The sequence below is a fragment of the Streptomyces sp. M-16 genome, from assembly GCF_052114405.1.
In the GTDB taxonomy this organism is placed as follows: domain Bacteria; phylum Actinomycetota; class Actinomycetes; order Streptomycetales; family Streptomycetaceae; genus Streptomyces.
Genome location: NZ_JBFRER010000006.1, coordinates 38,735 through 57,681 on the forward strand (window position 1 = coordinate 38,735; position 18,947 = coordinate 57,681).

At 72.2% G+C, this 18,947-nt stretch carries 18 protein-coding genes and 1 pseudogene; 12 read left to right on the forward strand and 7 right to left on the reverse strand.

The window, feature by feature from the left end:
• Positions 1-316: 316 nt before the first annotated feature.
• Positions 317-601 carry a hypothetical protein gene (locus AB4039_RS04755; RefSeq protein WP_442270063.1) on the forward strand — a complete coding sequence of 95 codons (285 nt, stop codon included), beginning with the start codon at positions 317-319 and terminating at the stop codon, positions 599-601.
• 97 nt (positions 602-698) lie between these two features.
• Here the strand turns inward: AB4039_RS04755 and AB4039_RS04760 are convergent, their stop codons facing one another.
• A complete protein-coding gene (locus AB4039_RS04760; protein WP_442270064.1) occupies positions 699-2,150 on the reverse strand; it encodes a hypothetical protein in 1,452 nt (483 codons plus the stop codon).
• A gap of 379 nt (positions 2,151-2,529) precedes the next feature.
• Between AB4039_RS04760 and AB4039_RS04765 the strand changes: the two genes are divergently transcribed.
• The 7 genes and pseudogenes from AB4039_RS04765 to AB4039_RS04795 all read left to right on the forward strand — a co-directional run bounded on the left by AB4039_RS04765 (position 2,530) and on the right by AB4039_RS04795 (position 7,883).
• A complete protein-coding gene (locus AB4039_RS04765; protein ID WP_442270065.1) occupies positions 2,530-3,948 on the forward strand; it encodes a cellulase family glycosylhydrolase in 1,419 nt (472 codons plus the stop codon).
• Positions 3,949-4,078: 130 nt separating this feature from the next.
• The gene (locus AB4039_RS04770; RefSeq protein ID WP_266845477.1) at positions 4,079-4,477 is read left to right on the forward strand and encodes a hypothetical protein; all 399 of its coding nucleotides are present in this window, start codon (positions 4,079-4,081) and stop codon (positions 4,475-4,477) included.
• A 370-nt stretch (positions 4,478-4,847) separates the two neighbouring features.
• Entirely contained in the window at positions 4,848-5,324 is a 477-nt protein-coding gene (locus tag AB4039_RS04775) for a hypothetical protein (protein ID WP_442270066.1), read from the forward strand.
• A gap of 712 nt (positions 5,325-6,036) precedes the next feature.
• Positions 6,037-6,174: pseudogene (locus tag AB4039_RS04780) on the forward strand (IS5/IS1182 family transposase); the annotation flags it as partial.
• Between the two features lie 73 nt (positions 6,175-6,247).
• Positions 6,248-6,541, forward strand: coding sequence for a hypothetical protein (locus AB4039_RS04785; protein ID WP_266845473.1), 294 nt, complete (start codon positions 6,248-6,250; stop codon positions 6,539-6,541).
• Positions 6,542-6,651: 110 nt separating this feature from the next.
• Complete coding sequence (locus AB4039_RS04790) at positions 6,652-7,140, forward strand: GNAT family N-acetyltransferase (RefSeq protein WP_359929293.1); 489 nt, start codon at positions 6,652-6,654, stop codon at positions 7,138-7,140.
• The gene (locus AB4039_RS04795) at positions 7,137-7,883 is read left to right on the forward strand and encodes a hypothetical protein (protein WP_442270067.1); all 747 of its coding nucleotides are present in this window, start codon (positions 7,137-7,139) and stop codon (positions 7,881-7,883) included. The genes AB4039_RS04790 and AB4039_RS04795 overlap by 4 nt, the downstream gene beginning before the upstream one ends.
• 213 nt (positions 7,884-8,096) lie before the next feature.
• Here AB4039_RS04795 and AB4039_RS04800 read toward each other — a convergent pair whose 3' ends face one another.
• On the reverse strand, positions 8,097-8,426 hold the full coding sequence (locus AB4039_RS04800) for a solute carrier family 23 protein (RefSeq protein ID WP_442270115.1): 330 nt from the start codon (positions 8,424-8,426) through the stop codon (positions 8,097-8,099).
• 235 nt (positions 8,427-8,661) lie between these two features.
• On the opposite strand from AB4039_RS04800, the gene AB4039_RS04805 reads away from it, so the two are divergent.
• The 3 genes from AB4039_RS04805 to AB4039_RS04815 all read left to right on the forward strand — a co-directional run bounded on the left by AB4039_RS04805 (position 8,662) and on the right by AB4039_RS04815 (position 11,756).
• Entirely contained in the window at positions 8,662-9,396 is a 735-nt protein-coding gene (locus AB4039_RS04805; RefSeq protein ID WP_442270068.1) for a hypothetical protein, read from the forward strand.
• Between the two features lie 317 nt (positions 9,397-9,713).
• A complete protein-coding gene (locus AB4039_RS04810) occupies positions 9,714-9,995 on the forward strand; it encodes a hypothetical protein (RefSeq protein ID WP_051841385.1) in 282 nt (93 codons plus the stop codon).
• A 273-nt stretch (positions 9,996-10,268) separates the two neighbouring features.
• Positions 10,269-11,756, forward strand: a complete 1,488-nt coding sequence (locus tag AB4039_RS04815) for a competence protein CoiA family protein (RefSeq protein WP_266845468.1) — start codon at positions 10,269-10,271, stop codon at positions 11,754-11,756.
• Positions 11,757-12,254: 498 nt separating this feature from the next.
• Here the strand turns inward: AB4039_RS04815 and AB4039_RS04820 are convergent, their stop codons facing one another.
• Complete coding sequence (locus AB4039_RS04820; RefSeq protein WP_266845466.1) at positions 12,255-12,857, reverse strand: TetR/AcrR family transcriptional regulator; 603 nt, start codon at positions 12,855-12,857, stop codon at positions 12,255-12,257.
• A 91-nt stretch (positions 12,858-12,948) separates the two neighbouring features.
• Here AB4039_RS04820 and AB4039_RS04825 point away from each other — a divergent pair, with 91 nt between their 5' ends.
• Positions 12,949-13,395 carry a DUF1772 domain-containing protein gene (locus AB4039_RS04825; RefSeq protein ID WP_266845465.1) on the forward strand — a complete coding sequence of 149 codons (447 nt, stop codon included), beginning with the start codon at positions 12,949-12,951 and terminating at the stop codon, positions 13,393-13,395.
• Positions 13,396-13,486: 91 nt separating this feature from the next.
• Here AB4039_RS04825 and AB4039_RS04830 read toward each other — a convergent pair whose 3' ends face one another.
• The 4 genes from AB4039_RS04830 to AB4039_RS04845 form a co-directional block, all read right to left on the reverse strand.
• Entirely contained in the window at positions 13,487-14,395 is a 909-nt protein-coding gene (locus AB4039_RS04830; RefSeq protein WP_442270069.1) for a hypothetical protein, read from the reverse strand.
• 4 nt (positions 14,396-14,399) lie between these two features.
• A complete protein-coding gene (locus AB4039_RS04835; RefSeq protein ID WP_266845461.1) occupies positions 14,400-14,771 on the reverse strand; it encodes a hypothetical protein in 372 nt (123 codons plus the stop codon).
• Positions 14,772-14,796: 25 nt separating this feature from the next.
• Complete coding sequence (locus AB4039_RS04840) at positions 14,797-17,739, reverse strand: CHAT domain-containing protein (protein ID WP_442270070.1); 2,943 nt, start codon at positions 17,737-17,739, stop codon at positions 14,797-14,799.
• Between the two features lie 324 nt (positions 17,740-18,063).
• The gene (locus tag AB4039_RS04845; RefSeq protein WP_266845457.1) at positions 18,064-18,558 is read right to left on the reverse strand and encodes a hypothetical protein; all 495 of its coding nucleotides are present in this window, start codon (positions 18,556-18,558) and stop codon (positions 18,064-18,066) included.
• Positions 18,559-18,947 lie beyond the last annotated feature (389 nt).

Consider the following 18,947-nt stretch of genomic DNA (forward strand, 5'->3'; position numbering starts at 1 on the left):
GCGTTCGCGCTCCGGTCGAAGACCGCCGAGCGCCACGAGCGCCGACCCGTCACCAGGCGGCGGAGACCGATGAGCTAGGCACTCCCCCGCACGTACCGGCGGCCTGCGGGACGCCGGCCCAGGGGTCAGGTGCGCGGGGTCCGGTGGTTACCCTCTGCGGCGCGACGCCCGTGCCTCCCCGGCCACAGCAGATGCCCGGTTCGGTTCGTGGGTGCGCCTATCCGGGTCACTTCCGCACGTCCCCCGAGCGGGAGGCCCTCGGTGGGGGTAGGTCGTTCCGCGCAAGGTGACCTTGGGATCCATGAGGAGATCAGCCATGTACGCGGTGATTCGGCGTTACGAAGGAGTGACCGACTCAGCCGAGGCAGGACGCCTGGTGGACGAGGGATTCGTGCCTCTCCTGCGCCGGGTACCCGGCTTCGTGGCGTACTACTGGGTGGACGCCGGGGACGGAGTGATGGTCTCCACCGGCGTCTTCGCGGACCGGTCCGGGGCCGAGGAATCGATCGGGCAGGCGGCGGACTTCGTCAGTGACCACCTCGCGCCGCTGCTCCCCAACCCTCCTCAGGTCACGGCCGGCCCGGTCGTGGCCGCTGGGTAGCGACCTGCGGAGCGGGCCGCTGGATCCCACCACCCGCGCTCCGACGACCGTCGGCCCGGCCCCGCGCGCGGGCGGGGCCTGACCGGCGAACCGCGCGCTAGAAGTGGTTCCATTCGTCGCCGGGCAGCGCGTGCCACAGGTCGAGCCAGTCGTGAAGCAGGAAGAGCGGTCGGGTCAGGACGACGTCGCCGGCCCTTTGGGCCCGGATCGCCAGGCCGAGGTCGGCGAAGACCGGATCGCCGGCGGGGCTGTACGTCAGGCTGTCGGGCCGCCGTGTCACCGTGCGGTGGACGAGCCAGTCCTCCACCTGGGAGGGTGCGCAACCGGTCAGCGGGGCCGCGTCCAGTCTCACCTGGGGTCCGGTGAGCGCGTTCACTGCCACACAGCCCAATCGATCACCCTTGAAGAGGGCCCTGATCCCGCTCGTGGTGAAGTCGGCGAAGTCGAGCCGGCGGTCCTCGCCGTCATGGGTGTAGGACGAGACGGCCGGCTGCTCTCCGAGGGCTGCGGCGATCTCCTCCGCGGTCATCCCGAAGTGCAGCGGGCCGACCCCGATGTACGGGGTGAACGTCCACTCGGCACGTTCCTCCTCCCCGGCGACCCGCCCCGGGCCTCGGTACCCCGGTTCGCTCCCCGGGGCGGCCACGGGCGGTTCGGGTGCCGGCTCTTGCGGGGAAGGCTGCGCGGGCGCCGTGCACCCCTCGGGCCGGCGGCCGGGCGGTTCCAGGGCCGCGGTGTCCTCGGGCTGCCGGGCCAGCCAACGGATCGCCCGCTCCTGCCCTTCCTCGAACGGGTTGTCCGCCAGTGCACGTGCCCGGTCCAGGGCCGCGCTGTGCTCCTCCTCCGCGGCAACGAGACCGGTGGTGTCCTCGTTCCAGGCCGCCAGCCGCTCCCGGGCGATCCGCCGGTGGTACGAGTCCACGCTGACCGCCAGGACCGCGCGGACGGCAGGTGCGTAGCGGGGTACCGACGAGGCGAGGGCGGGATCGGCGAGGAGCAGGGCGGTGGCCGCGAGCGCGGCCTCCCTCACCTGCGGATGGTCGTCCTCGCAGAAAGCCGCGATGCGGGTGTGGAGCGCCGGCCGTGCCGCACGCGCGGCGGCCAGATCCCGCGCGGCGCCGACACCGTGCTGGACGTCCGGGACACCCTGGACGTCCTGGCGGGCGATGTCGGCGAACGAGGCCAGCCAGTTCAGGAGTTCCGCGCGCAACGGCCGCCGGCCTGCCCTGCGCTCCCACCGGTCTTCGGCGAGGGTGCGCGGATCGCCGAGCAGGGCGGCGACGACCAGGGCCGCCGGGGCGGTCGCCGGGAACACGCGCTCCCGGTCGAGGAGCAGCCGGTACAGGTTCCCGACCGCCCGTACGCGGCGGGCAGGGTCGGGGGCGAGCACCGCGGTGAGGATGTCCGGGGTGTCGGGGACATTGTGCCGGCCCGTACACAAGTGCGGCAGCGCCTCCCAGGCGGTGCCGGTGAGCGCGGCATGCGCCGCCGGCGGCAGGGTGGCGGCAGCAGCGTCGTCAGGCCGGCCCGGGGTGGTCTCGTTGGTCACTGCCGCAGTGTTCCAGCCGGCTCCGACACCGGCGGCGGTACCCGGCGCAGGCCGGGGATGGCTCACGCCGGGCCGGCTCGGGACTCGGTCTCCGCCGGACCGCGGGCCTCCCGAACCGCGGGCCTCCCGAACCGCGGGCCTCCCGGGCACGGGTACGGGTACGGACCCTGATGCCCGTCGGAAACCCTTCGCGCACGTGCCGCCGCCGGAACCCCGGGGAGCGCCGGCCCGCATGAGCGGCCGGTCCCGGCAAGCCACTGATCGCGGCCACCTTTCGCCAACTCCCTTGAACCACTGTGAACTTGACTCACTCGCCAGTAACATCCCGACCGGCCGGTAACCCGCCGCCCCAGCAGCCGCCCGCGAAAGGGTCTCCTGCATGCGCTTGACCTCCCGCGTCGTCCCCGCCGCCCTCGCCTTGGCCGCCCTCCTGCTCGGCGTCCTCCCCACACAGGCCCAGGCCCGCCCCGACCCCGCCCCCGACCGCGTCACGGTCGGTGACCGCACCTTCATCGCCGACGGCCAGGGCCGCGCGCTGCAGTGGCGCGGCTTCAACCTCTCCGACAAGAGCAGCCGGGGCGCCGACGCGTTCGCCGACATCCACGAGAGCGACCTCAAGGACATGGCCGCCCGGGGCTTCAACCTCGCGCGCCTCGCCTTCTTCTGGGACGACCTCGAACCCACCCCCGGGCACTACGACCGCGGCTACCTCGCCAAGATGCGCCGCATCCTCGACTGGGCCGACCGCTACCACGTCAAGGTCATCCTCGACGCCCACCAGGACGTGTACGGACCGCACTTCGGCTCCCGCGGCGTCCCCGACTGGGCCACCCGCGACGAGGGGCTGCCGTTCACGCACATACCGGACGACTGGTTCTCCGAGTACTTCGAGCCGTCCGTACAGACCGCCTTCGACCACCTGTACAAGGACGCCGACCTCCGCGCCGCGCACGCCCGCATGTGGACGACGGTCGCCTCCGCCCTGGGCAGGCACCCGGCGCTGCTCGGCTACGACCTGATGAACGAGCCGTTCGCGAAGTTCCTCGAAGGCGAGGACCTCCCCGCCGCCGCGGGCCGCTTCGAGGCCACCGAGCTCACCGAGATGTGGAACCGCCTTGCCCGGGCGATCCGCCTGGTCGACCAGAAATCGTGGGTGTTCGTCGAACCGACCGTCATCGTCGGTCTCGGCGTCCCGACCCGGATGGGCCACATCGACGACCCGCACGCCGGCTACGCGCCGCACTTCTACGAGACCGCGATGGAAACCGGCGGCGACTACGACCCCGACGGCACCTTCATCCCCGCCTACGAGGCCGCGATCAGCGACTACCCGACCCGTAACCGCATGCCGGTGATCGTCGGCGAGTGGGGCGGCAACCCCTACGTTCCGCACGCGAGCCGGTTCGTCACCGACATGACGGCCTCCCTGGACCGCTTCTCCAGCGGCTGGACGTGGTGGCAGTGGTGCCGGGGCGGCGGCTACTGCTTCCTCGACCAGACGGGCGCGGTGAAGCCCAACGCCCGGCTGCTCGTCCAGCCCTACGCGCGAGCCGTCGCGGGTGACCCGCTCCAGTACGCGTACGACCCGGCTACACGCACCTACACCCTCACCTTCCGCACCCGCGACAACGCGGAGGGGCCCACCCAGATCACCGTGCCGAAGGACACCTACCCGGGCGGCTACCGCGTCAACATCCAAGGCGGCAGGGCCAGTTGGGACGGCCACGGCCAGACCGTCACCGTGAACACCCGCGGCAGGGCCGGAGCCACCTACAAGGTCACGATCAGCCCGAGGTAGCCCACCCGGTCCGCATGCGGCCGACGGTGCCATCCTGGCCGGTTTGCGCCCTGGACTGTACGGACGGGGTGGGGTTCGCTCGTACACCGACCGGCCCCACCGGGGGGCCGGGAGGAAACGGGGAAATCTCATGGCCCGCTCGATCAAGGCTCTCGCCGCGCTCGCCATGGCTGGGGCATCCATCCTCTGTGCGACCTCGCAGGCGTCCGCCGACCCGAACCCCAGCCACACCGGCTCCGCGCCGCAGTGGATCCGACTGAGCACCAGCCACTCCGTGGGCGTCTACACCGCCCCCAACGCGGGAGCCGGCAAGTACAACAACATCACCCTCGCGCCGGGCAGCGACTGGGTCTTCGCGGACTGCTGGGTGGCCGGCGGGTCCGTCGGCAGCGACGGCAACGTCTGGTACCGCACCACCAGCGTGTGGCAGTACAACCAGCAGGTCGGTACGGGGGTGACCTGGACGTTCGGACCGTACGTGGACGGCGCGGCGCAGTTCCACAACGTGCCCGGCCTCCCGCACTGCTGAACCCGCCGGTGGACACCCAGCGGCCCGCGCACCGTTCCCGGTGCGCGGGCCGCCGTGTCAGCCCGAGGGGAGCCGCCCGTTCCCGGCAACGGGCAACGTCCGCACCGGCGGCACCCTGCCCGCGACGGCCGAGACCTTCATCGCCCTGCCGTAATCGGCTCCCGTACAGCCGGAGGCAGGAAAGCCGACGAGACCGTGGGGGTGTTCAACCCCCACGGCCTCGCGTTCCCCGCACGCCGCGCCACGTACACCTCTTGCCCGCCCGGCGCCGGCCGCCGCCTCCCTGCCCGCCGGCCGGCCGGCCACTCTCGACACGTCCCATCACTGGGGAGGGCCGCCCGGTGCCCGGGCGCGGCGCCTCGCCGCCGCAGTGCAGCTCTTCGAGCGTGAGGGACACCTGCAGGTGCGGCCCGCACTTCCGCGACGTAAGCACCTCCGCAGGATCCGCTGCACCATCCCGGACAAGGCCGACCAGACCCGCAACCGCAAGAAGATCGGCTCTCGCGGCGGTCGGTCGCCCAAGTTCGACGCCGAGGACTACAAGGCTCGGCACGCGGTCGAATGCGGCATCAATCGCCTCAAAAGGCGCCACGCCGTTGCCACAAGATACGACAAGCTCGCCGTCCGCTACGAGGCGACCGTTCTCATCGCGGCATCAACGAGTGGCTGTGACCAGCACAGTTACGCCATGGCTGCCTCAAGCCACCCGGCGGCCAGGCCGCCGGATGACCCTGCGGATCGCGCCCATGAGCCGCGATGCAAGATCCAGCACCAGGATCAGGGCGGCCAGCATCAGGCAGGCACGCGCCGCCATCCAGGACCCCGCAGCGATGGCGCGCGCGTATGAAGCCACCCAGGGCCCCGCACTTCCAACGTCCCAAACAGCCCTCCGCGGGAAGTCGGCGCCGACCACCTCGCTCAAGAACCAACTCGAAACGGCGAGCATCGCCAGACCGAAGGCCGCGATCACAAGTCTCCCCAGAACCGGGCGTCGCTTCAGTACCTCACCCATGCCGTCCCCCTCTTCAGCGCCCTGGGAACTATACGGACCGTCGCGTGCTCGGCCCGCTGCACAGCACCTGTGGATCTCCAACTGTGACGTCGAGTGCGACATCCACTTCCGAATTTCGGCAGCTGGAGACCGTCTACGAGCGGCACCGGCATTGGTCTGCGGACGGCACGCGGGACCGGATTCTGCGTGCCGTCCAGGCGGACGCCGACTTCGCGGGCCGGATTGACTGGAGCATGGTCAGCGTCGATTCGACGTCCTGCCCGTGCCCATCAGCACGCGGCCGGGGCCCGAAAGAAGAATGGGGCGACGGGCCGCAGATGATCGAGGTCCTCGAACGCATCGTCGTTCCCCGACCGCACGGCGGACGGCCGCGCGCCCGGCCGGACCACATCGGCGGCGACAAGGCATACAGCTCACGCCGCAACCGCCGCAACCTGCGAAAACGCCAGATCAAGCACACCATCCCCGAACCAAAGGACCAGCGGGCCAACGCACAAGACGCGGAAGCAAGGGCGGCCGGCCCACCGGCTTCGACAGCAAGATCCACAAACGCCGCAACGAGGTCGAGCGCACGATCAACCGGCTCAAGAACTCCCGGGCCGTCGCAACCCGCTACGACAAGAGGGCCTACGTCTTCCATGGCACCGTCACCGTCGCCGCGATCCGGCTCTGGCTCCGCCCGTGAGATACACCCAGCACCTGGTCACGCCCAGGACTCCTTAGTTGCCAGCAGCGTCGTCCCATACAGTGCCGAAGCTATGACGGCACTTTCATCCTTCACCTTCGAGCGCCACATCGACGGGCTCCGCTACCACTTCGAGCGCGACGGCGAGCGCAACGGCCGCCCCGCCTACCGCCGAACGGACGGGAACGTGTGGTGTGTCTGGTCGCCGACCGACGGCTGGCACTGCGAGATCGCTGACGGCCTCGTCACCGCCCACCCCCTCAACAGCCACGCCGACGACCCCGAACCCCCCGCCACCGTCTGGCGCAGCTTCAAAAATGACCGCTCCTACCTCTACGACCTCCGGACCCTCGACCCCGAAGCATGATCCGCCGGACAGTGCCTGATCGCCGGGCCGGTCCGAAACCCCTTGGACGGCACGGGGACCGGCTTGCTGGAATGGGAGACGGCCACTGTCGGACTCGAAGGGATGCGGCGATGACCGAGATCAGGCTGCACCTGTCGGTGCGCGACCTCACCGACGCGGACCTGCCGGCCTGCGGCTGGGCCGGCTCCCCCAAGCACGTGCGCGAGCTCGTCCACCAGATCCGCCGCGCCGAGGCGGGCGAGATCGACTACCTGGCGGTGTGCACGCCGGTCGGGGTCCCCGTGGCGGTGGGCGGCATCGACTACGCGGTCAAGCCCGGCGCCGGCACGCTCTGGCAACTCAGCGTCCATCCGGCCCTGCAGTCCTGCGGGATCGGCACGCTGCTGATCCGCTCCGCCGAGCAGCGGATCGGCGCCCGGGGCCTGACCCGCGCCGAACTCGGCGTCGAGGAGGGCAACCCGCGCGCCCGCGCCCTCTACGAACGCCTGGGCTATCGGGCCTTCGGCCGCGAGCTCGACTCCTGGGACACGGAGGCCGAGGACGGCTCGCTCCAGCGGTACGAGACGATGTGCACGCTGATGCGCAAGGACCTGACATGACCCTGGACTTCGCGGCCTTCATGGCCGGTGCGACGGCCGACCCGGCCGTCGTCGGGCTCGTCCTCAAGGGCTCCCGGGCCCACGACGGCATGACCACCCGTCACTCCGACCACGACCTCTACGTCATCCTCGCCGACGACGCGGCGAGCGAGCCGGCTGCCCTCGACGGCTACCGCTCCGCGCAGCTCGACCTGGTCGTCACCACCCTCGATCGGTTCCGTCGGCCCCCGGACTGGGAGCGGTACGCCATCGCGCGCTCCAGGGTGCTGGTCGACCGACGCGACGGGGAGGTCACCCGGATCGTCGCCGCGATGGGACGGCTCGGCGCCGAGGAGGCGTTCCGCTCCGGCGCCGCCCTGCTGGATGCCTACGCCAACTCTCTCTACCGCTCGGTCAAGAACCGCCGCGATGGCAACCCGCTCGCCGGCCACCTCGACGCGGCCGTCAGCGTCGGATTCCTGCTCGATCTGCTCTTCGCCCTGGACCGCCGACCGCGTCCCTACAACAAGTACCTGGCCTGGGAGCTGGACCGGTTCCCGCTGCCCGGCTGGGAGAGCGCCGCGCTGCTGAACACCGTCGCCCGGATCACCGCGACCGGCGAAGTGGCGCCGCAGCAGCGGCTCTTCGCCCGGGTCGAGGCGGATGCCCGCGCCGCCGGCCACGCGGCGGTGCTGGACGCCTGGGGCGAGGACCTGCTGCTGATGCGGCCCCACCCGGACTCCCCGACCCGCCAGGCCTCCTGACCCCGGCCCATGGCCGAATCGAGCGAAGCCGCACGGAGCCTCCTCCAAGGTTCATTCGAGGCGCCGAGAGCTCGGTGCGACTGGACTGCTGGGCCCGGCGTCCCATGGTCGGCGCGTTGCCGATCAGGCACTCGATGTCGGTCCCCAAGCCAACGAGGGAATAGTCGAGGTAGCGCACGTCGGCCGCCTCGTCGGCGGACAGGAGCACCCTGGTCACGCGTGCCCCGGTCGGCCGCTGTCCGAGGTCAGGTGTTGCGCCTGATGGTTGAAGATCCTCCGGACCATCCGGGTAGCGGGCCCGCGTGCGTCCGAAGAAGACCACTCCCGCGCCGCCCAGGACGGCAGGGCACCGGGGCGACATGAGGCGAGTACCGGTACGAAGCCCCTCAGCATCAGGATCGTGCCGCAGCAGGTGACCACGTAGCGGCTGCGGATCCGGCTGGGCGCGACCAGGCCGACGTTCTGGGCGTAGGTCGTGGTCATGAACGCGCCGAAAATCGAGCCCAGTGCGGTGGCGACGCCCTGGCCGATCCGCGCACGCAGCGCGCCGGCCGCGTTCCGGTGCCCGCGCCACCCTCACGGTACGGGCTCGGCGCCCGGAGCCGGGCCACCGGCCAGGCCGGCTGCCTCCCCCACCGGCTGCGTGCCCGGCAACCTGGTCAATGCCCTCGTCACCGATCCATGAAAGATTCAGTGGCGCCCATCACCACTCCGGAACAGCAGGCCCGCAGACCGAGATCTCCCCGCCCCGCCCGGGGCGGGTGACATACCCACCCGAATGGAACCCGTGCACCGCAAGCTGATACCGGCCGCCGCCGTCGCCACCTGCGCGGCCGCCGTCCTCGCCTTATTCGCCGGGCCCGTCAACGCAGACGACGCCCCCGGCCCCGTACCCACCGCCTCGCCCACCAGTGGGCCGTCGGTCTCCCCCACCAGAGTCCCGTCCGTCCCACCGACCACCGGCCCCACGGTCATGCCGACCACCGCCCCCACGGCCATTCCGTCGAGCACCCCCGCTCCAGGCGGCTCCCCCACCACGGGACCCACCGGCGGCGTCACCCCGGCACCCGGCTGCACTCAGCCCGTCCCCCAGCTCCCCACCCCCGAGAGCGTCCCCGGGTACGGCACCGTCACCCTCGGCATGTGCGCCACCGACCACCGCACCGGCCGTGGCAGGCTCGTCTTCACCTCCAGTTCCGACAGCAACGACCCCATCACCTATCGGGTCACCCTGCGGTGGACGTACGAGGGCAAGCCCGAAGCCGGATGCGAAGCGTGCTGGTCCTCGGCCCGCTACGACTACACCGAGGACGTCTACGTCAACGACGCCGTCTACGCCGAACGCCTCACCGTCCCGTTCGTCATCCAGCACCGCGGCGAACTGATCGGCGAGCAGCGGCCCGGCACCGGCGTGACGGTTGTCGACATCCAGCCCATGGAACCCGCCTGGCAAGACAACCCGGCCTTCGTCGGCCCGGTACCCGGCGCCACACGGCCGACCCAGTCCTCCTGACCGCATGACGGCGCGGCCCTCCATCATCGTCAGGAGGGCCGCGAGCCGACAGCCTTCGGCCACTCACGGGCCGCCTGCGGCAAGACGGCTCTGCGCAACTGGCACGGCGACCACGCGGCGAAGACGACTCCTGATGCGGAGAACGCGTCAAGCGCACAGGCGAGATCGCCGGCACTCGCGCRCTCGCGCACTCAGCCCTCCAGTCGTCGGCGCGCGGCGGAGGTGTCCGCGTCGCGCTGGTCCGCTCCGAGGCAACAGTGCCGATCGCAGTCATCGATAAGTGGCTTTGAGCGGGATCCAGTTGAGATAATGCGACAGTGACCTCACACCTCCCCACCGGATGGACGATCGAGCAGATCCGCGCTCTCTCGCACGATCGAAGCGCCACGCCGCTCTCCCTCGACAGGCTCGTAGTCGTCGAGGGTCCCGGCCGGAGCGACTACACGACCCTCCAGCCTGAGGTCATCCTCGGCTTCCACGACCTGTGCCTCGTGCTCCACGCCGGAGAGTGGTACATGGGGCAACTGGACACCGACGGGTCGGTCGCCTGCTGGTCCTCCTACGGCCCCGACCTGGCCGAGGCCATCCGCGGCCTTTGAGCCGACCCTTCGGCCGCTCCCGCAACAGGCCCCTCCCGCAACAGGCCCCTCCCGCAACCGGCCGACGAACTCCCCCGCCCCGGGTCCCGGCCCTCGGCTACGACGATGCCGCGAGCGGGGACGCCGGCATGCCGGAATGCCCCAACGGCCGGCGTTACCGCACAGCTCAGGAAGTGCCCGGTCCATTTCCGGGCCGCTCGTCCGAAACCGGCGCTACCGGCTGTCAGTGCAGGCCGCGAAACTCTGAAGTGATCACCGATGGGGGGAGGGCGGATGGCGTTCCGGGCCGTGCACGCCGAGTGGGGAACCGTGTTCGCCCACCTGCCGGATCTGGGGTGCGGGCAGGCGTGGGAGGCGGTGTGGAAGGTCAGGCCGGCCGCGCCGATCTCCTGTGCCGAGTGCGGGCATTCTATGTACGCGAAGACCTCCGAGCGGGGCCTGCGGTTCTTCGCGCACGCGCCGCACGCCCCCGACTGCGAGATCGCCCGCCAGGGCGAGTCCGAGGCCCATCACCTCCTCAAGCTGGAGCTGGCCAGCGCGGCCCGACAGGCCGGAGCACACGCCGAGTTGGAGGTCCGGGCACCGGACGGCTCCTGGCGGGCCGACGTGCTGGCCGCCGATCCGGCCGGAACGTGGCGCATGGCCCTGGAAGCCCAGCTCTCTCCGATCACCGCAGCGGAGATCACAGGCCGCACGGAGCGGATGGATGCGCATGGCGTGACCTGCTGCTGGTTCAGCGACCGGCCCCGCCCGCCCTGGCTCGGCGCGGTCCCCTCGGTCCGGCTGGTCGCCGCGGAGGGTGGCATCGCGGTCGCCGAGGGCCTGGTGAAGTTCACCGGTGCCGCCTGGGAGCCGGCCCCTCAGGTGCCCCTCGCCGAATTCCTGCGCTGGGTGTTCACCTGCCGGATCGGCCCGCACCCCCCGCAGGTGCGGCTGCGCTATCCGCAGCGCCAGCTCGCCCAGGTCTGGACGGCGCCGCAGTACATCGCCGCCGAGGAGGTCTACCTGTGGCAGGAAGAGGAGCGGCAGCGCAAGGACGTGGAGGAGCGGGCACGGTTCCTGGAGAAGGCGGCGCGCAGGCGGGCCGACATCCACCGGAAGAACGCCGCCTCGCGCCGGGCCGCGCTGGAGCGGGCGGCGTCCGCCGAGGCGTACGCACGCCGGACGGAGCTCGGCCCCACCGGGCGGGCGCTGCAAGAGAAGCTGATGCGCCGGCCGGGCGTGGAGGAGGCGATCCGGTACCTGGCCCGTGAACACCAGGTCCCGGTGACGGTCGGGATGAGCACTGCCGAGTTGCGGTGGGGCGGTGGGACACCCCTGATAGGCCCGGACGGCATCCCGGCCGCCGTGCTCTCCCCGGTGTCCCGACTCGTACGAGGAGAGGCGTTCCGGCTGCTGGCGGGGATGCTGCTGCTGTTCGAAACCGCCGCCGAGCAGCAGCGTTTCGACCGCAACACCCGCCGCCGCAAGGTCCCCGTCGGCGGCTGGCGGATGGAGCACCTCCCGGCGGCGCCCACAGCTGCGGCGGGCACGGCGGACACGGCGGTGGTGCCCGCGCCCCGGAAGCCCCGCCCAGGCCGGCCGCGTCCGACGGGCAGCCGGTGCTCCTGCACGGAGCCGCAGCTGACCGCGGTCATCCTGGGCGAGACCCACCCGGCGGAGCCCGCCCCGCAAATGACCCCTGCCAGCGCCCTCTACACCGCTTCCTGCCTTTCCTGCGGGGGCACCTACGACAGGCCCTGGCGCCGCCGCACCACCTGACCTCACCAAGGACGGGGCCGCCGGCCACCCGACAGCCCTGTCGGGTGGCCGGCCTCGCCCTGCTCCACCCATCGGTGGCCGAGCCTTGGGCGCCGGGCCGTGCGGTACACGGCGCCTAGAGGTCCAGTGCCCTGGTTTCTCGTTGCCGCCGGCCCCGTGCTCCAGGCGGTCACGCCGTCGGCAGTCACCCCACGGGCCGGAGAGCCGGTGCCCAACCACGTGCAGAGCTGGCTCTCGGTGCGCGGGAGCGTGGCATGGCAGGAAGCCCGTGACGGTGACAAAGCCGGTCAACCCGTAGCGCGACGGTGCGGCCGAGGCATCCGTGGCTTCGACGGCGCCTTGGAACGTTGCCCCCGAGGCGGGTGCCCCGTCAGGGTGCGGAGCCGGGGGTTCTGCGGCTGCGCCGGGCGGGCGGGCAGGTGGGAGGGGCCGGAACCGGTGCAGTGGGCCGGCAGCCGGGCCGCGAGAGCCTGGCCGCCGGAGCGCCCGGACGGTGCGTCAGATCATGGCGAGCCGGTCCACCAGCAACTCCACCCTCCGCTCGGCGTCACCCGGCGGCAGCCGTCCCGCCCGGGTCAGGGTCGCCAGCCCGTGCAGGGCCGCCCAGAACACCTCGGTGAACAACGCCGGGTTGACGCCGTCGCCGGCGACCTCGCCGAGGCGCTCCAGCAGGGCGGCGAAGGCATCCTTCAGAGGCTCCGGGGTGTCCTCCGTCGCGAACGCCAGGCCGCCGTCGAGCTGGAACATGGCGTCGTAGACCGCCGGGTTCCGTTCGGCGAAGCCCAGGTAGGCGCGGGCGAGGGAGGTGACCCGGGCGCGCGGGCCGTCCGTGGCGGAGGCCGATGCGGAGGCCGATGCGGAGGCCGCGGCCCGCAGCGCCGCGGCCATCTCGGCGGCGCCTTCGAGGGCGACGGCACCGATGATCTCGCGCTTGCCGCGGAAGTGGCTGTAGAGGACGGGCTGGCTGTACTCGATGCGCTCGGCGAGTCGGCGGGTGGTGACCGCGTCCCAGCCCTGCTGCTCGGCGAGTTCACGGGCCGTCGCCAAGATGAGGCGCTCGCGGCCCGCCCGTTCGCGCTCCTTGCGTTCCTGTACCGACATGATTCGATCCTAGCACCGCTAGACATACGAGCGGCAGTAGCGCTAGCGTTGACTCATCATCTAGCAACGCTAGATCCCAGGAGGGGTCATCATGCTCCGTGCACTTGAGGTCTTCACCACCGTGGCCGTCGGCGTCATGGTGGGAGTGGAGTTCTCCGTCGCCTTCTTCGTCAACCCGATCCTCAACGGCCTCCCCGGGGACAACGGCCTGCGCGGCCGCACCCACGGGGCCCGGCTGCTCGGCGCCGTGATGCCGTTCTGGTACATCGGCTCGCTCGTCCTCGCCGCGGTCTGGGCCGTCGCCGGACGTGACCACCACGGCGCCGGCCTGGTCGTCACCGCCGCCGCGTTGCTGGTCCTCAGTGTGGTCATGTCGATCCTGCTGCTCGTCCCGATCAACAACCGGGTCAAGACGTGGACCGCCGACGGCCTGCCGGCCGACTGGAAGCAGCAGATGAACCACTGGGACCGCTTCCACTACGTCCGGGTCGCCGTGATCATCGCCGCCTTCACCCTGCTGGTCACCGCCCTCGCCTGAGCCCGCGGGCCGCTCGGCCATCAGCGCCTCACCGGCGAAAGGGCCGCTGCCCGCGCGGCCCGACACCGGTATCCGCGTGCACGGCGGCCGGCTATGCGCCCTTGCGGAACAAGCGGTTGATGAGGAGGCCCGCGCCGGGCTCCCAGGTGGGGCCCGGGGGCAGGGCGATGCCCACCTCCTCGGCCAGTTTCCGCAGGTGGACGTCGACGGCGGCCTCCACCAGCCCGGCGTGCACCGCGGCCGCCCGGCGGCCGCGCCGCCAGGCGACGAGGCCGGCGGCGACGCCCCCCACGGCGGCCGGCCACCAGAAGCAGCCGAGCACCAGGTAGCAGCCGGCCCACACCGATCCGGCCACCTCGGCATCGAACCGGGCCCGCGTGGACCGCAGCTCCGCCCTGACCTCCTCCGGCAGCACCAGCCACAGCCCGGGCCAGCAGGCGGCCAAGTCGATGCCGTACTGGCCCCGCAGGCGGCTCTCCACCCCGGCGAACCGGTCGCCGGTGTACGTGGGCCGGGCCGGTGAGGAGAGCCCCGTCCGGTCACGGCGGGCGGTGAGGTCCGTGATCTGCCGCAGTTGCGCGTCGTCGCGGTCGTACGGTGGGTTGTCGCGGCGGATCCCGTCGATCTGCCGCTGCAGGTCTCCCCAGAGCCCGGCCCGGCGTGCGGTCGCCCGCCGGGCCAGCCGGCGGGCCGGTCGCGGCCAGTCCCCCGTCCAGACCCGTACGGCGCCGTCGCTGCACACGCGGACGAACATCCCCATGGCCACGGCCACGAGGAGGGTCACCGCCACCGCCGCGACCTGACCCACGACCGGCCAGTGCGCCACGGTCGTCGCCCAGTGTCCGGCCTCCTCGATCAGGAGACCGGCGTCGAGGGCACGACCCTGGCCGAGCACGGCGGCGCAGGCGCTCGCCCCGACGAGGAGCAGCCCGGGCAGCGCCAGGGCGGACACCCACTTCTCGGCCAGTTTCTCCCCGAGTTGGTCGAGTACGGGGGGCACCGGCTCACGCCTCCAGGACGCGCAGCGGCTGGTCCCGCAGCCGGCAGCGCCCGCCGGCCGGTACCGCACCGCCCGGCTGCCGGATCTCCCTCAGGCCGCACCATCCGTCGGGGCACAGGTACGCCTCACCGGCGGGATGCGGCACCAGTCCGGGAACGTCGCCCCCGCCCTCCCCGCGCGTCGTGCCCGTGGCGCCGGTCAGCACGTGCTCCGGGACGCCCAGTCCGGCGATCGCCTGCCGTACGGTCGTCGTACCGGCGCGGACGGCCCGCGCGGCGGAGCGGAGTTCGTCACCCCGGCCTTCGGACGCCATGACGTCGTCCAACCATGACATCGCCGCGCAGAATGCCGCGCGCAGCGAACGGTCCTCCTCCATGGCCCTTCCCCCCTTCGTCTCGTCGTTACGGTCCGCTGTGGATGACCGACGCCCAGAACAGCGGGTCGTCGTAGTCGCCGTGGGCGCGCAGCTCGGCGACCGCCCGGTGCAGGGCGTACGCCGGACCGGGGCCGTCCGGTGCCGCGAGGTTGCGGTAGACCGCGCGGGCCAGGAGCGGCCCCATGGCGTCCTGGACCGTCCACAGGCTTCCGATCACGTGCCGGTAGCCGCACAGCTGGAACGCGGATGCCACGGAGATGACTTCGTCGGCCAGCTCCTCCCCGGCGGCCGCGCTGTGGCAGGCGGACAGGTAGGCGAACTCCGCGTTCGGCAGCCGCTCGGTGGCCAGCTCGCGCAGGGTCAGCTCGCCGCCGGACAGCAGGAGCCGGCTGTGCGAGGGGTCGCCCGGGTCCCGTACGCCGTGACAGGCCAGGTGCGCGTGGGTGTGCGTGCGCAGCGCGGCGAGCACGGCGTCGGGTGTGGCCTCGGTGTCCCGCAGCCGCTGTCGGCGCCCCGGCATGTGGCTCGCCGCCGTCAGCTCGTCGTCCAGGGCTGCCAGGCGTGGGTACGCCTGGCCGGCGGCGTCGACGGCGACGGTCAGGAGCGAGGCCCGGTCGGGGGACGGGGCCGGCCGGGAGCGCGCGTGCAGCAGGGAGCCGAGGGTCGGGACGTACGAGGAGACGACCCGGTCCTGGACGTACGCGCCGTCCTGGTCGAGGAGGGCTGCGTGCAGCGGCAGCAGGGACAGCACTCCCGTCGGGCACCACCACAGCCGTGGCAGGGGCTCGCCGGGGAGCGGGTTCCGGCCGAGGCCCAGGCGGTCGAGGACGGGGCCGGCGATGTGTACGCCCAGCCATCGCAGGGTGTCCTTCATGGCGCGGTCCTGCAGGTAGCGGTCCGGGCCGGGGGTCGCCCGGTCGACGAGCGCGGCGACGGCGGTGCGGAAGGTCTCGGCACGGGCGGCGATGTCGTCCGCCGTGACCTGCAGTGGCAGGTGTTCCAGGGTCCCCGGACCGTCGGTGGAGGGAGTCAGCAGCAGGGCGAAGCAGGCCTGCGGTGACACATTGATCACGACGACCGGCCCCTGCGCCGCCGCGTCGCGCAACTTCTCCCAGGCGGGCGGCCGTTGGAAATGCTCGAAGTTGGTCAGGGCCCGGATCTCCTCCACCAGGGAGTCGAAGTCGCCCGCCGACCTCCGGCGCTGCTGCGGGCTGCGGTGTGATGCCACCAGCTCGGCGCAGACCCGCTCGAAGCGGTCGGCGAGCCCGGAGTCCGCAACCCTGAGGTCGTCGTGCCGGCCACGCAGCTCCAGCGCCTGGGCCAGCAGGACGCCACGCCCCTGTTCCAGCCGGACGAGGGCCTCCTGCACCTCTCCGGCCCTGATCGATACCGCCGCGGCCACGGTGGCGAGGGAAGGCAGCTCGCGCAACCGTGCTTCCTGCGACTCACGGCCGAGCGCACGGCCTGTCAGCTTGGGCACGAGATCGCTCAGCGCCAGGTCGAAGGCGGTGCGGGACCGTTCCAGGGCGCCCAGTTCGGCGGCTCCCATGCCCCACAGGGCGGCGCAGTGCAGCCGACTGCGGATGTCCTGGGCGGGCGCCAGCGCGGTGACCTCGTACTGGTCGACCGCATCGGCCAGGTCCTTGACGTCACCCAGCAGCCGGGCCCGTGCGTGCAGGACGTGCCCCAGTTCCAGCCGGGCCATCAGCTGGTGGGGGCCGGCGTCCGAAGGGTCCCCGGCAAGCGGCCTGAGCAGCCTCTCGGCCGCGCGGAGGTCGCCGGGCTCCTCGGTGTGCGTCCCGCGCTCCAGCAGGGCCACGGCCAGTTTGATCGCCATCACGGGGTGGTCGTGCTGGGACGGTGGTGTGGCCGACACCGCGAACGTCAGGTCGTCGATGGCCTGCGTGATGTCGGCGAGGTCGTGGTGGCGACCGAACCGTGCGGTCAGGACGGCGGCCCGGTTGGTGAGCCGCTGGGCGTGGTGGGCAGAGGCGGCCGCCCGTGCGACGGCGGGATGGTGGACGGCTTCCGCGGCGGCTTCGAGGTCGGCGGCCTGCCCGAAGGTCTGGTACCGGTCCAGGCGGGCCAGGCCCAGGAAGGAGGAAGTCGCGGCAAGCGTCTCGTCGTCCAGCGCCGCGTTCTCGACGGCGGTCCCGAGGACGGTCTCAAGGACGGCGATCGATGCCTCGAGATCGGCGATCTCACCGGTGAGCTCGAAGCGCATCCGCAGTACCTGCCCCAGTTCGGCGCGGCGCCGGCTGCGGTGCGGCTCTTCGGTCCGGGGCGCGTCGACGGCCGCGCGCAGCGTGTCGACGGCCCGGTCGAGCCGCTCCCGGCTGCCGTCCCGCATGTATGCGCTGACCTCGGCTTCCGGGCTGTCGTCGGGATGCACGGCGGGCGGCTCTTCGGCCAGCGCCTGCCTGAGCCCGGCCAGCATCCCGGCACGGGCGGGGTCGCCGTCGGGCAGGGAGGCGAGGGCCCGGCGCATGTGGTCGAGCCCAACCCGCCGGTACTTCCGGGGCTCGCCGGCGACACCGGCCATCGCCAGTGCGGCCGAGCCCACGTTGAAGGTGATGTAGGGCTCGGACGGCGTGCCCTCGGCCTCCTGCCGCGCCCAGAGGAGGCACACGGTGGACGCGGTGATGCCTTCCTTGTGGCCCTCCTCCACGCTGCCCAGGAACAGGGCGACGCCCACGGCGTGCACGATCTCGTACGCGGGGGCCACTCCCTGCGGATCCCGCTCGTGCAGCTCGCGCAGGTCCTCGGGCACGAGCTCGGGCCGGACCGCGTGCACGACGTCGAAGAGGAACCGGGTGGCATTCACGTTCCACTCGCGCTGTTCCTCGGGCAGGTGGCGGGACCGGGCGAGGTAGTAGCAGGCGGCCAAGTAGACCTCGTCGAAAGCGAGGTCTGCGGCCGCGCCCGTCTGGTCCGGCGTCAGCCGGTCACGCACGTCGTAGAGCGTCATGGCGACGTTGTAGTGCGTCCGGGCGGCCAGCACACTGTCACGCGTGTCGGACGACCACGGCACGGGTCCCTCCGGATCCGACATCGCCTGACGGACCGCGGCACGCAGACCCGGATGTAATGCGGCCATCGCCGTTCCCCCGATCACCCGCCCGCATCGGCTCCTGCGGTGACGGCAAACGGTAGCGAGCGTGGGGCGGGGGTGGGGCGCGAATGCTGAAATACCTCCCCGCGAACGCTCTCCGAGAGGCCGGGTCGGGGGGCGGGCCGCACCGGTCACGCGCCGGTGTGGGCCTCGTCCGCCCGGGGAGCGGGCGGCCGCCCGTCACCGGATTCCGCGGCGGCGCTTCATGTACGAGGAGGTCACGGCCGTCATCAGCACGGGTATGGCGGCGAGCGGGGCGAAGAAGCAGGCCCAGACGACCCGGGCCGGACCGTTCGACAGGTACGTGTGGCTCTCGACGGTCAGCGCGACCACCACCTGCCACAGCGTCACCGCGACCAGGACCGCTGCGGCTGTGCAGGCCACTGCGGCAAGAGTCCTGGAGCGCAGCAGCCGCTGCCGGTCGCTCACGAGCAGGAGCGGGAAGAGGGCGGCCAGTTCGGCGAGGACGGACAGACCGACGACGTACGCGATGCCCCACCCCGGGATGGCGTAGACGTCCCGCAGGACCTCGTCGCTGTAGCCGACGTAGACCCCGGACGCCATGGCGATGCGCCATAAGCCGGACGGGAGGGCGCACAGGGCGATGGCATGGGCGGCACGGCGGGCCCAGACCGGGGCAGCGGCGGAAGCACCGGGCATGTCGGTTGTCGTCATGTCCCGATGCTGCCTGCGGGCGTGCCGGTCTCGCGTCGCCCGGCAGGACGACCCCCGGCCTCGGCCGGCTCATACCCGAGCGATGAACCGTCCCCCGGAAGAATGACAGGGGCGGGACACCGGAACCCAGAGGTCACGAAAGGGAGGCTCCTCCGGCTGCCCCTCCCGTATTCGCCCTGCGCGACGCGAGACGGCTGCGATCTGGTGAACGAGCTCCAGGCCGCGGCCCTCTCCCGTCCCGCGGACAATTTCGCGATGCGGATGATCGAGCCGGTGCGTGTGCTGCGGCATTGGGCCATAGCGCACCAGCCCGAATTCAACCTGCTGTTCGGCACACCGGCCACGGCTGCCGGTGACGCGCACCGCGAGCTGACCAGCTCCTGGGTGCG

Excerpts from the sequence above, each read along its gene's own strand:
- AB4039_RS04835 (WP_266845461.1), bottom strand. The coding sequence starts at position 14,771 with ATGGAGGAGGACCGTTCGCTGCGCGCGGCATTCTGCGCGGCGATGTCA.
- AB4039_RS04805 (WP_442270068.1), top strand. The coding sequence starts at position 8,662 with ATGGAACCCGTGCACCGCAAGCTGATACCGGCCGCCGCCGTCGCCACC.
- AB4039_RS04815 (WP_266845468.1), top strand. The coding sequence starts at position 10,269 with ATGGCGTTCCGGGCCGTGCACGCCGAGTGGGGAACCGTGTTCGCCCAC.
- AB4039_RS04840 (WP_442270070.1), bottom strand. The coding sequence starts at position 17,739 with ATGACGCTCTACGACGTGCGTGACCGGCTGACGCCGGACCAGACGGGC.
- AB4039_RS04795 (WP_442270067.1), top strand. The coding sequence starts at position 7,137 with ATGACCCTGGACTTCGCGGCCTTCATGGCCGGTGCGACGGCCGACCCG.
- AB4039_RS04785 (WP_266845473.1), top strand. The coding sequence starts at position 6,248 with ATGACGGCACTTTCATCCTTCACCTTCGAGCGCCACATCGACGGGCTC.
- AB4039_RS04845 (WP_266845457.1), bottom strand. The coding sequence starts at position 18,558 with ATGACGACAACCGACATGCCCGGTGCTTCCGCCGCTGCCCCGGTCTGG.
- AB4039_RS04770 (WP_266845477.1), top strand. The coding sequence starts at position 4,079 with ATGGCCCGCTCGATCAAGGCTCTCGCCGCGCTCGCCATGGCTGGGGCA.
- AB4039_RS04765 (WP_442270065.1), top strand. The coding sequence starts at position 2,530 with ATGCGCTTGACCTCCCGCGTCGTCCCCGCCGCCCTCGCCTTGGCCGCC.
- AB4039_RS04820 (WP_266845466.1), bottom strand. The coding sequence starts at position 12,857 with ATGTCGGTACAGGAACGCAAGGAGCGCGAACGGGCGGGCCGCGAGCGC.
- AB4039_RS04825 (WP_266845465.1), top strand. The coding sequence starts at position 12,949 with ATGCTCCGTGCACTTGAGGTCTTCACCACCGTGGCCGTCGGCGTCATG.
- AB4039_RS04755 (WP_442270063.1), top strand. The coding sequence starts at position 317 with ATGTACGCGGTGATTCGGCGTTACGAAGGAGTGACCGACTCAGCCGAG.
- AB4039_RS04790 (WP_359929293.1), top strand. The coding sequence starts at position 6,652 with ATGACCGAGATCAGGCTGCACCTGTCGGTGCGCGACCTCACCGACGCG.